Source organism: Emticicia sp. 17c, from assembly GCF_037153985.1.
Lineage (GTDB): Bacteria > Bacteroidota > Bacteroidia > Cytophagales > Spirosomataceae > Emticicia.
In genome coordinates, this window is sequence record NZ_JBBAYI010000070.1 from 1 (window position 1) to 581 (window position 581).

General features: G+C 40.1%; 1 protein-coding gene. It reads right to left on the bottom strand.

What is annotated here, in order from left to right; all coding sequences use genetic code 11:
* Nucleotides 1-298: 298 nt before the first annotated feature.
* Nucleotides 299-581: hypothetical protein (locus tag WAA15_RS24525; RefSeq protein WP_337045486.1), on the bottom strand; the 283-nt coding region annotated here is incomplete at its 5' end.

A 581-nucleotide genomic window follows, 5' to 3' on the forward strand; every position in this document is an offset into this window, starting at 1 on the left:
TATTTGCAGACTGGACAACTCAAATGTAGTGTCTTTATTTCTTTTTTCAAAATTCCGGTGAATTGCAACGAATCGCTACGAATCCTGATTAACGAATCGTAATGAATCCTAAATGAATCGCTACGAATCCTAATGAACGAATCGTAACGAATCCTAAACGAATCGCTACGAATCCTGATTAACGAATCGTAATGAATCCTAACGAATCGTAGCGAATCCTAATGAACAAATCGTAACGAATCCTGAACGAATCGTAGCGAATCCTGAACGAATCGCAACGAATCCTAATGAACAAATCTTAGTGAATCCTGAACGAATCGCAACGAATCCTAATGAACGAATCGTAGCGAATCCTGAACGAATCGCAACGAATCCTAATGAACGAATCCTGAACGAATCCTAATGAACGAATCCTGAACGAATCGTAGTGAATCCTAATGAACGAATCGTAGTGAATCCTGAACGAATCGCAACGAATCCTAATGAACGAATCGTAGTGAATCCTGAACGAATCGTAGCGAATCCTAATGAACGAATCGTAGTGAATCCTGAACGAATCGCAACGAGTCCTGAAACACTTG